15 protein-coding genes are annotated in these 8,997 nt (G+C 62.5%); 11 read left to right on the forward strand and 4 right to left on the reverse strand.

Annotation, left to right across the window (positions count from 1 at the left end):
• The first annotated feature begins 72 nt into the window (after window positions 1–72).
• Window positions 73–963, forward strand: a complete 891-nt coding sequence (locus tag JI743_RS01380) for a fructose bisphosphate aldolase (RefSeq protein ID WP_201925207.1) — start codon at window positions 73–75, stop codon at window positions 961–963.
• A 20-nt stretch (window positions 964–983) separates the two neighbouring features.
• Here JI743_RS01380 and JI743_RS01385 read toward each other — a convergent pair whose 3' ends face one another.
• Complete coding sequence (locus JI743_RS01385; RefSeq protein ID WP_227339658.1) at window positions 984–1,382, reverse strand: hypothetical protein; 399 nt, start codon at window positions 1,380–1,382, stop codon at window positions 984–986.
• Window positions 1,383–1,417: 35 nt separating this feature from the next.
• On the opposite strand from JI743_RS01385, the gene thiE reads away from it, so the two are divergent.
• Complete coding sequence (gene thiE / locus JI743_RS01390; protein ID WP_201925208.1) at window positions 1,418–2,056, forward strand: thiamine phosphate synthase; 639 nt, start codon at window positions 1,418–1,420, stop codon at window positions 2,054–2,056.
• Here the strand turns inward: thiE and JI743_RS01395 are convergent.
• On the reverse strand, window positions 2,053–2,217 hold the full coding sequence (locus tag JI743_RS01395; RefSeq protein ID WP_201925209.1) for a hypothetical protein: 165 nt from the start codon (window positions 2,215–2,217) through the stop codon (window positions 2,053–2,055). The genes thiE and JI743_RS01395 overlap by 4 nt on opposite strands.
• Before the next feature lie 203 nt (window positions 2,218–2,420).
• Between JI743_RS01395 and efp the strand changes: the two genes are divergently transcribed.
• From efp to JI743_RS01410, 3 genes are read left to right on the forward strand one after another with little or no spacing between them, the layout of a single operon-like run.
• On the forward strand, window positions 2,421–2,984 hold the full coding sequence (gene efp / locus JI743_RS01400) for an elongation factor P (protein WP_201925210.1): 564 nt from the start codon (window positions 2,421–2,423) through the stop codon (window positions 2,982–2,984).
• Complete coding sequence (locus tag JI743_RS01405) at window positions 2,984–3,301, forward strand: cupin domain-containing protein (RefSeq protein WP_201925211.1); 318 nt, start codon at window positions 2,984–2,986, stop codon at window positions 3,299–3,301. Before efp ends, JI743_RS01405 begins: the two co-directional genes overlap by 1 nt.
• Window positions 3,301–4,119, forward strand: coding sequence for an inositol monophosphatase family protein (locus JI743_RS01410; protein ID WP_438870674.1), 819 nt, complete (start codon window positions 3,301–3,303; stop codon window positions 4,117–4,119). Before JI743_RS01405 ends, JI743_RS01410 begins: the two co-directional genes overlap by 1 nt.
• A gap of 6 nt (window positions 4,120–4,125) precedes the next feature.
• Here the strand turns inward: JI743_RS01410 and JI743_RS15265 are convergent, their stop codons facing one another.
• Complete coding sequence (locus JI743_RS15265) at window positions 4,126–4,398, reverse strand: YbjN domain-containing protein (protein WP_227340037.1); 273 nt, start codon at window positions 4,396–4,398, stop codon at window positions 4,126–4,128.
• Window positions 4,350–4,832, reverse strand: coding sequence for a YbjN domain-containing protein (locus JI743_RS01420; protein WP_201927221.1), 483 nt, complete (start codon window positions 4,830–4,832; stop codon window positions 4,350–4,352). Before JI743_RS01420 ends, JI743_RS15265 begins: the two co-directional genes overlap by 49 nt.
• A 214-nt stretch (window positions 4,833–5,046) precedes the next feature.
• On the opposite strand from JI743_RS01420, the gene JI743_RS01425 reads away from it, so the two are divergent.
• Genes JI743_RS01425 through JI743_RS01450 form a run of 6 tightly spaced genes read left to right on the forward strand, consistent with a single transcriptional unit; the run spans window position 5,047 to window position 8,991 of the window.
• Window positions 5,047–5,421: an NADH-quinone oxidoreductase subunit A gene (locus JI743_RS01425; RefSeq protein ID WP_201925212.1), complete on the forward strand. Its 375-nt coding sequence runs from the start codon at window positions 5,047–5,049 to the stop codon at window positions 5,419–5,421.
• Window positions 5,418–5,972, forward strand: a complete 555-nt coding sequence (locus JI743_RS01430; protein ID WP_390881091.1) for a NuoB/complex I 20 kDa subunit family protein — start codon at window positions 5,418–5,420, stop codon at window positions 5,970–5,972. Before JI743_RS01425 ends, JI743_RS01430 begins: the two co-directional genes overlap by 4 nt.
• Complete coding sequence (locus tag JI743_RS01435) at window positions 5,972–6,892, forward strand: NADH-quinone oxidoreductase subunit C (RefSeq protein ID WP_201925213.1); 921 nt, start codon at window positions 5,972–5,974, stop codon at window positions 6,890–6,892. The genes JI743_RS01430 and JI743_RS01435 overlap by 1 nt, the downstream gene beginning before the upstream one ends.
• Before the next feature lie 35 nt (window positions 6,893–6,927).
• Window positions 6,928–8,145 carry an NADH-quinone oxidoreductase subunit D gene (locus JI743_RS01440; protein ID WP_201927226.1) on the forward strand — a complete coding sequence of 406 codons (1,218 nt, stop codon included), beginning with the start codon at window positions 6,928–6,930 and terminating at the stop codon, window positions 8,143–8,145.
• Complete coding sequence (locus JI743_RS01445; RefSeq protein WP_201925214.1) at window positions 8,142–8,324, forward strand: hypothetical protein; 183 nt, start codon at window positions 8,142–8,144, stop codon at window positions 8,322–8,324. The genes JI743_RS01440 and JI743_RS01445 overlap by 4 nt, the downstream gene beginning before the upstream one ends.
• A complete protein-coding gene (locus JI743_RS01450) occupies window positions 8,317–8,991 on the forward strand; it encodes a complex I 24 kDa subunit family protein (protein ID WP_201925216.1) in 675 nt (224 codons plus the stop codon). The genes JI743_RS01445 and JI743_RS01450 overlap by 8 nt, the downstream gene beginning before the upstream one ends.
• The last annotated feature ends 6 nt before the right edge of the window (window positions 8,992–8,997 follow it).

Genomic DNA, 8,997 nt, shown 5'->3' on the forward strand with positions numbered 1-8,997 from the left:
CGGCGCATTGCATCCCGTGAGCGGGGAGGCTATGCGCGCCGCGACATACGTATGCAAACAGCCGGAGTTCCCATGACAACCGCCAACGCCGCCATGCTTGAAAAGATCAATTCGGGGCAGGGTTTCATCGCTGCGCTCGACCAGAGCGGCGGTTCGACGCCCAAGGCGCTCAAAGGCTATGGCATCGGAGATGATGCTTTTTCCAGCGACGAGGAAATGTTCGCGCTGATCCACGCAATGCGCAGCCGTATCGTTACTTCGCCTTGTTTCGATGGCGCCAAGGTAATCGGTGCGATTCTGTTCGAGCGCACAATGGACGGTGAAGCGGGCGGGAAGCCGGTGCCCGAACTGCTGTGGGAGCGGGGCGTGGTGCCCTTTCTGAAGGTCGACAAGGGGCTGGAGGCCGAGGCCGATGGCGTCCAACTGATGAAGCCCAACCCCGACCTTGACGCACTTTGTGAACGTGCGTTGGCGAAAGGCATTTTCGGCACCAAGATGCGCAGCGTCGTCAACCTCGCCAATGCCGCCGGAATCAAGGCGATCGTCGAACAACAATTTGCCGAAGCCAAGCGCATTGCAGCGCATGGCTTGGTCCCGATCATCGAGCCCGAGGTCAACATCAAGAGCGCAGAGCGCGACGCCGCCGACCGTCTGTTGCTGAAAGAAATCACCGCGGCGCTTGAGAGCTGGGATGGCGCACCGGTCATGCTCAAGCTGTCGATCCCGGCAGAGGCGAATCTGTTTGCGCCGCTCGTCGCGCACGCAAAGGTGCTGCGCGTTGTCGCGCTGTCGGGCGGTTTTTCGCGCGCCGACGCGTGCGCAGAACTGGCGAGGAACCCAGGCATGATCGCAAGCTTCAGCCGCGCACTGCTCGAGGACCTGCGCGCCTCGATGAGTGACGATGAATTCGATGCATCGTTGCGTGGCGCAATCGAAGAGATTCACGCTGCGTCGGTGGCCTGACCGGCACAACGGATAGTGCCTCACAACCCGCCGTCGAAGCGTAGCGAAAAGCGATAATCCTCGCGTCGAATCGGTTCGCCTGCCCGCTTTTCCGGGCGTACGGATTCGAACAAGATCGAGCCGTCGGCAATCGGTGTTCGCTCGCCCAGCGTCGCTTCAAACGGCATTTGCTCGCCATTACCGCGAATCCACACCATCTTGACCCGTACCTGGCCGGCCCAGACGCATTGGAAGTCAACGGGGCAGCGACTGTCTTCCAATATGGCGACGGGCATGACGATCGGGCCGTCGACATAGGCGCGCTCCCCCAGCGCTACATCGCGCGCATCGGCGAGCGGCGGGGGAATCTGGCTGGTCGCGCATGCCGCCACCGACAGCGGCGCTGCAAGGATGGCAAGGTGCAAGGTTGCTTTCTGCATTTGCGGGACTTTGGCGCCGTCGCTATGAACCCGCCATGACCGCACCCTCTTGCCAGCTCTATCTCGTTTCCCCGCTCGATGTCGGCGACGATTTTCCCGCGCACTTGGAAGAAGCGTTGGCCGCAGCGCCCGTCGCGGCCTTCCAGTTTCGGGTGAAGAATGTCGACCAGCACGCCGCGGCCCGGCTTGCTGCACCACTTCAGGAGATTTGCACGGCGCACGGTGTCGCCTTCATCGTCAATGACGATATGGCGCTCGCCAAGCGGCTGCACGCCGACGGCGTCCATCTCGGGCAGGGCGACGGCGATCCGCGCGAGGCGCGCCGCCTGCTCGGCCCCAATGCGCAGATCGGCGTTACATGCCATGCGAGTCGCCATTTTGCGATGGAAGCGGGCGAGGCAGGCGCGGACTATGTGGCCTTCGGCGCCTTTTTTCCGACGACGACCAAGGCAGTCGAGCATCGTGCCGAGCCGGAGATACTGACCTGGTGGCAGGGATTGTTCGAGCTTCCGTGCGTGGCGATTGGCGGAATTACGCCTGAGAATGCCCGCACACTGGTCGATGCGGGGGCCGACTTCCTGGCTGTATCGGGCGCAGTCTGGGCGAATCGCGACGGTCCTGCCGCCGCGGCGCGGGCCTTTGCGGCCGTTCTCGACGCTCAGCCGGCCGATTAACGGTCCTCAACGCCCGGCGTGTTGTCGGCTCTGGGCGCGGGCGAAGCGCCGTCCATATCCTTGCGCCAGCCAAACAGACCCGCACACGGCGCCGGCCGCCGTTTGGCGGGTGCCGCAGCATGCCGCGGCGGCATGGTGTCGGGGAGTTCGATGCTCGTCATGCGTGTCTCTATGCCAGTGTCGAGGGGGCGCATATTGGATCGATGCGTCAAATCCAATTCACTTTACCGCACTTGCTTCCGATTTGGCGCCTTGGTCCAATCGGCTTGCCCTCGCTCGCCTTCGGGGCTAAGGGCGCGCTCCTGTGACCGGCGCATCGGATGCGTCGGCGGCTCTTTCCATCCTTGTCCAGCGAGTGTGCGCGATGAAAATCACCGGCGTTGAAATCCGTCCCGGCAATATTATCGAATATGAAGGCGGTATCTGGAAGGTCACCAAGATCCAGCACACCCAGCCCGGCAAGGGCGGTGCCTATATGCAGGTCGAGGCCAAGAACCTGATTGACGGGCGCAAGCTCAACAACCGCTTCCGCAGCGCGGACACGGTCGAAAAGGTCCGGCTCGACACCAAGGATTTCCAGTATCTCTATGCCGAGGGCGACGACCTCGTCTTCATGGACAAGGACAGCTACGAGCAGATTACGATCGGCAAGGATGTCGTCGGCGATGCGAACGAGTTCTTGCAGGACGGCATGGATGTCGTCCTCGAGCTCTGGGAAGAGCGCCCGATCTCGGTCGAGTTACCGGAACAGATCGAGGCAACGATCGTCGAAGCCGACGCCGTGGTAAAGGGGCAGACGGCATCGTCCTCGTACAAGCCTGCTATCCTCGACAATGGTGTGCGCGTCATGGTGCCGCCGCACATTACCAGCGGGACGCGGATCGTGGTCAATGTCTATGACCGCGAATATGTCCGCCGCGCCGACTAATGCCGACTGTCGTTACTGACGCGGCGGCCTTCACCGCCGACCGTGCGTGGGGCGCGCGCGACCTCGCCGAGATCGAGGGCGCGACCGTCCGTCTGCACTGGACCGACCAGCCGTATAAATGGCACGTCAATGACGGTGCCGAGCTTTTCTGCGTTATCGCAGGGACGGTCGACATGCATTATCGCGAGGCGGGCGAGGTCCATATCGCGCGACTGGGCGCAGGCGATATGTTCGTCGCGGACGTCGGCGACGAGCATGTCGCACATCCGGTCGGCGAAGCCCGCATCCTCGTCGTCGAACGCAAGGGATCGATCTGATGGCGCTGTCCGGCATCATCACGGTCATGGAACGTGCCGCGCGCAAGGCGGGAACCAAGCTGCGCCGCGATTTCGGTGAAATTGAGCATCTGCAAGTCTCTCAAAAAGGACCGGCCGATTTCGTGTCGAAGGCCGATCAGGCTGCCGAGCGCACGCTCTATGACGAATTGACCTACGCGCGTCCCGGTTGGGGTTTCCTGATGGAAGAGGCCGGCGAAATCGAGGGGGAGCCCGGCAAGCCGCGCTTCATCATCGATCCGCTCGACGGCACTTCGAACTTCCTCCACGCCATCCCGCAGTTCGCGATTTCGATCGCGGTGCAGGAGCCGAAACTCGGCGGCGGCTGGGGCGATGTCACCGCTGCGCTGATCTATCAACCCGTCACCGACGAAAGCTATTGGGCCGAGCGTGGTCGTGGCGCTTGGCTGCACGACCGGCGCTTGCGCGTCGCGTCGCGTCGTAGCCTCAACGAGTGTCTGATCGCGACGGGCATCCCCTATATGGGGCACGGCGACTTTGCTCAGTGGAGCCGGATTTTCGGCGCGGTAGCGCCCGAAGTTGCGGGCATCCGGCGTTTCGGCGCGGCGAGTCTCGACCTTGCGTGGGTCGCGGCGGGCCGCTTCGACGGCTTTTGGGAAAGCGACCTTCAAATTTGGGACATTGCGGCGGGCATGCTGCTCGTGCGCGAGGCGGGCGGCTTCGTCAGCGATTTCCGCGGCGGCGACCGTGCGATCGAACGCAGCGAGTTCATCGCGGGTAGCGGCGCGGTCCATTCGAAGCTGCAAAAGCTGGTCGCGGGCGCGCTCCGCAACGCCTGAGGCCGGTTATTCGACCTCGGCGGGCGCGGAGGGTGGCTCGGCAGACGCTTCCGTCTGCGTTTCGACGACGAAATTGTCGAACGTGGCGAATATCTCGATCCACAGGTCGATCATGTCTTCGAACAATTCCGCTGGCCTCCCGCCCGCCGCCATGTTGACGCGCATTTCGATCGACGGGTCATTCTCCCTGTCGAGGTAGGATCGTCCGCAGCGGCGCCCTGGCCCCGTGTCTATTCGGAAAAAACGAACTCGCGAAAAGCGTCCATCAGCGACGACCAGGTGTTGAGCGTCTCGCCGATATTTTCGCGGGGAATTCCCGCGAAATCGAGGTCGATATCCATTTCGAGGACCGGATCGCCTTCCTCGTCGCGATAGGCGCGCGCAAAGCGCTTGTCGCGATTCCAACTGTTGAGCCGTTCGAGCGACAGGTCCTTCGCATCGCTGAAGCCCATATAATATTGCAAAGTCTTGCAATTTTTCCCGTCGTCGCAGTTCATGAACAGAATCAGGAACTTCACGCCGTCGCGATTGCTCTCGATATAGGGATCGGCGCCGGCTTTGCTGACGAGCTTTGCAGGCCAACCGCGCGATTCGACGATGGCCTGGATCGCCGCGGGGTCCTTGGCGCTGACGAGCTCGGCGTGCGCCGGAGCCGCCGAAAATGTTGCGGACGCCAGTAAAGCGCACGCCGCGGAAACCGAAAATTTCCCCATGATCGTCCCCAAGCTGATCGCGGGCGGTGCTGCCCGAAACATGACCCCGACGCCGGGCGTAACATGATGATCGCGCCCTTCGCCAGCATCCTTTCGGCTTTTGAAGGGATAGAGGCGATTTTCCTGTCCGCAGCGCTTGCGAGGCGCGGCGCGCTGGCCTAAAGCGCCCGCACAAACGGGTGGCAAACGCCCGAAAACATGACTGCGAGCTCCCATGGTCGATCTGACGCAATATCTACCGATCCTGATTTTCCTGGTCATTGCGCTGGGATTGTCGACGGCGTTCGTCTTCCTTCCGATGGGCGTCGCGCGGCTGACAGGCGCACACAAGCCCGACCCGGCTAAGCTCACCGAATATGAATGCGGCTTTCCCGCGTTTGAAGATGCGCGGAGCCAGTTCGACGTGCGATTCTATCTCGTCGCCATCCTCTTCATCATTTTCGATCTCGAAGCGGCGTTTCTCTTTCCCTGGGCGGTCAGCCTCGAGGAAATCGGCTGGGCCGGTTGGGCGACGATGATGGTGTTCCTTGCCGAGCTTGCGGTCGGCCTGATTTACGCATGGAAGAAAGGGGCGCTGGACTGGGAATGAGCAATACTGGCCTCATCACACCCGGCGCGATGCCGGTGCCTGCGGGGGCGAACCCCGACCAGGCATATTTCGACGATCTGAATTCCGAACTGGGCGACAAGGGCTTCCTTGTCACCTCGACCGAGGACCTGTTCAACTGGGCACGCACGGGCTCGCTGTGGTGGATGACCTTCGGCCTTGCGTGCTGCGCGGTCGAGATGATCCACGTCAACATGCCGCGCTATGACATGGAGCGTTTCGGCGTCGCGCCGCGCGCCAGCCCGCGCCAGTCGGACGTGATGATCGTCGCGGGCACCTTGTGCAACAAGATGGCCCCCGCGCTGCGCCGCGTTTACGACCAGATGTCGAATCCGAAATATGTGATCTCGATGGGCAGCTGCGCCAATGGCGGCGGCTATTATCACTACAGCTATTCGGTGGTGCGCGGCTGCGACCGCATCGTGCCCGTCGATATCTATGTCCCCGGCTGTCCGCCGACCGCCGAGGCGCTCCTATACGGCGTGATGCAGCTGCAGCGGAAGATCCGCCGCACGGGGACGATCGAACGCTGATGGCCCATCCCGCTCCCCTTGTTGCCCGCCGCGACGGTTTGGGCGAAGCGCTCGCAAATCTGCTGGGTGATGATCTGGTGGTGCATGTTCACGCTGCCGACGAGGACAGCATCACCGTGCGCCGCGAAGCGATTGCGTCGGTGATGGTGCAGCTGCGCGACCAACTCGACTATCAGCAGCTCATGGAAATCGCCGGGGTCGACTATCCCGACCGCGCCGAACGGTTCGAGGTTGTCTATCACCTGCTGAGCGTCACGAAAAACCACCGCCTGCGCATCCGCGTCTCGACCGACGAGGCGACGCCGGTACCGAGCATCGTTCCTGTGTGGCCCGTTGCCGGCTGGCTCGAGCGCGAAGTGTTCGACATGTACGGTGTGCTGTTTTCGGGCAATCCCGACCTGCGCCGCATCCTGACTGATTATGGTTTCCAGGGACATCCGCAGCGCAAAGACTTCCCGCTGACGGGCTATACCGAACTGCGCTACTCCGAAGAAGACAAGCGCGTCGTCTATGAACCCGTGCGGCTCGCGCAGGATTTCCGCAATTTCGACTTCATGTCGCCGTGGGAAGGCGCCGATTATGTGCTGCCCGGCGATGAGAAGGCCGGCGGTACGCACGAGGCACCCGGCAAGGGGGCGCCGACGCCGATGACCGCGAAGGAAGTCGACAAGGCCGACGAAAAGGCGGGCGGTCTCGCCAAGGCGCCTCCGCCGCCGACTCCCAAGACCACCGAAAGCCCGGCGCAGACCGGCGCGGGCGCCAAGGCCGACAAGGCCGCCGCCAAGCCGAGCAAGGACGGGGCAAAGGCGAAACCGGCGTCCAGGAGTGCCAAAACGCCGGCGACCAAGAAGGCTGAAAAGGCCGACACCAAACCGCGTGCGCCGCGCAAGCCCAAGGCGCCCAAAGGAGGTGACGCATGACCGACGCTCCAGAGGTCAAGCATCACGGCAGCGACATGTTCGAAGGCTATCCGGTCGATACCGCCGATACGCCGGGCGATCAGGTCGTCACCAACTATACGATCAACTTCGGCCCGCAGCACCCCGCAGCGCACGGCGTGCTGCGCATGATCATGGAGCTCGACGGCGAGATTATCGAGCGCGTCGACCCGCATGTCGGGCTGCTCCATCGCGGCACTGAAAAGCTGATCGAGTATAAGACCTATCTGCAGGCTTTGCCCTATTTCGACCGGCTCGACTATTGCTCGCCGCTGGGCATGGAGCACAGCTATGTGCTCGCGATCGAGAAGCTGCTCGACCTCGAAGTGCCAGAGCGCGCCCAGTATCTGCGCGTGCTGTTCGCCGAGCTGACGCGCATCTGCAACCATATGCTCAACATCGGCGCGCATGTCATGGACGTGGGCGCAATGACGCCGAACCTCTGGGTGTTCGAGCTGCGCGAGGATTGCCTGAACTTCTTTGAGCGCGCGTCGGGCGCGCGCATGCACTCGGCCTATTTCCGCCCCGGCGGCGTTCATCAGGACGTCCCCGAAAAGCTGCTCGTCGACATCGGCGAATGGATCGACGGCCGTCTGCCCGAACTGTTCGGCGATGCAATGAGCCTCGTCATCGACAACCGCATCTTCAAACAGCGCAACGTCGACATTGCGACGGTAAGCAAGGAAGACGCGCTCGCGTGGGGCTTCTCCGGCCCGATGATCCGCGGCAGCGGCATCGCGTGGGATTTGCGCAAGTCGCAGCCCTATGACGCCTATGCCAAGATGGAATTCGACATTCCTGTCGGCACGCGCGGCGACTGCTACGACCGTTTCATGGTGCGCGTGCAGGAAGTCTATCAGTCGGCGCGCATCATCAAGCAGTGCCTGCGCGACATGCCGAGCGGTCCGATCGCCAGCCTCGACCGCAAGGTCGTCCCGCCGAAACGCGGCGAGATGAAGCAGTCGATGGAATCGCTGATCCATCACTTCAAACTCTACACCGAGGGCTTCCACGTTCCGGCGGGCGAAGTCTATGTCGCGACCGAAAGCCCGAAGGGCGAATTCGGCGTCTATCTGGTCAGCGACGGCACCAACAAGCCGTACCGCTGCAAGATTCGCCCGACGGCGTTCAGCCACCTTCAGGCGATGGATTTCATGTGCAAGGGCCACATGCTCGCCGACACCACCGCGATCATCGGCGCGATCGACGTCGTGTTCGGGGAGTGCGACCGGTGATGCTGCGCGAATTTGCCATTCTCGTCCTGGTGCTCGCAGGTTCTGCATCTGCGGTGGCTGCCTATCTCGCGGCCTTTCATGGCGAGATAACGATAAAGGAAGTCGTCTCGACCACATTTGCCGCGACGCTCGGCATGTATGTCGGACGATATATTGAACGAGGTCTGGCCCGTGGCTGACGCACCCCAAATCCCCGACGAAGCCGAAGTCCGCGCGCGCTGGGGCGCTTTTGCGTGGACGGCGGAAAATGCCGAAACGGCCAAGGCGATCATCGCGCGCTATCCTGCGGGGCGTCAGCGCTCGGCGGTGATGCCGCTGCTCGACCTTGCGCAGCGCCAGGTCGGTGCCGAGACGCAGACGCAGGGCTGGCTGCCCGTGCCGGTGATCGAATATGTCGCGGCTGAGCTCGATATGCCCTTTATCCGCGCCTATGAGGTCGCGACCTTCTATACCATGTACAATCTCGCGCCAGTAGGCCGCTATCATGTGCAGGTTTGCGGCACGACGCCGTGCCTGTTGCGCGGGTCGGACGATGTGATTGCGGCGTGCAAGAACCGCGGGATGGCCAAGGGCAAGACGACGCCCGACGGGCTGTTCACGCTGACCGAGGTCGAGTGCATGGGCAATTGCGCCAATGCGCCGATGGTCCAGATCAACGACGATAATTACGAAGACCTCGATTACGACAGCATGACGCACATTCTCGACGAGCTGGCTGCGGGCAAGCAGCCCAAGACGGGGACGCAGAACCCTCAGCGCCACACGAGCGAGCCCGAAGGTGGCCCGACGACGCTGAAGGAAATGGTGTCGGCGAACCATGATTATCGGAAGGAGTGGGGGGCATGAACCACC

Source organism: Sphingopyxis jiangsuensis (assembly GCF_016734905.1).
Taxonomy (GTDB): domain Bacteria; phylum Pseudomonadota; class Alphaproteobacteria; order Sphingomonadales; family Sphingomonadaceae; genus Sphingopyxis; species Sphingopyxis jiangsuensis.

Bases quoted from the DNA above. Each gene is read 5' to 3' on its own strand.
- JI743_RS01410 (WP_438870674.1), top strand. From the start codon at position 3,301: ATGGCGCTGTCCGGCATCATCACGGTCATGGAACGTGCCGCGCGCAAG.
- efp (WP_201925210.1), top strand. From the start codon at position 2,421: ATGAAAATCACCGGCGTTGAAATCCGTCCCGGCAATATTATCGAATAT.
- JI743_RS01395 (WP_201925209.1), bottom strand. From the start codon at position 2,217: ATGACGAGCATCGAACTCCCCGACACCATGCCGCCGCGGCATGCTGCG.
- JI743_RS01425 (WP_201925212.1), top strand. From the start codon at position 5,047: ATGGTCGATCTGACGCAATATCTACCGATCCTGATTTTCCTGGTCATT.
- JI743_RS01420 (WP_201927221.1), bottom strand. From the start codon at position 4,832: ATGGGGAAATTTTCGGTTTCCGCGGCGTGCGCTTTACTGGCGTCCGCA.
- JI743_RS01380 (WP_201925207.1), top strand. From the start codon at position 73: ATGACAACCGCCAACGCCGCCATGCTTGAAAAGATCAATTCGGGGCAG.
- JI743_RS01440 (WP_201927226.1), top strand. From the start codon at position 6,928: ATGTTCGAAGGCTATCCGGTCGATACCGCCGATACGCCGGGCGATCAG.
- JI743_RS01405 (WP_201925211.1), top strand. From the start codon at position 2,984: ATGCCGACTGTCGTTACTGACGCGGCGGCCTTCACCGCCGACCGTGCG.
- JI743_RS01430 (WP_390881091.1), top strand. From the start codon at position 5,418: ATGAGCAATACTGGCCTCATCACACCCGGCGCGATGCCGGTGCCTGCG.
- JI743_RS01385 (WP_227339658.1), bottom strand. From the start codon at position 1,382: ATGCAGAAAGCAACCTTGCACCTTGCCATCCTTGCAGCGCCGCTGTCG.
- JI743_RS01435 (WP_201925213.1), top strand. From the start codon at position 5,972: ATGGCCCATCCCGCTCCCCTTGTTGCCCGCCGCGACGGTTTGGGCGAA.
- thiE (WP_201925208.1), top strand. From the start codon at position 1,418: ATGACCGCACCCTCTTGCCAGCTCTATCTCGTTTCCCCGCTCGATGTC.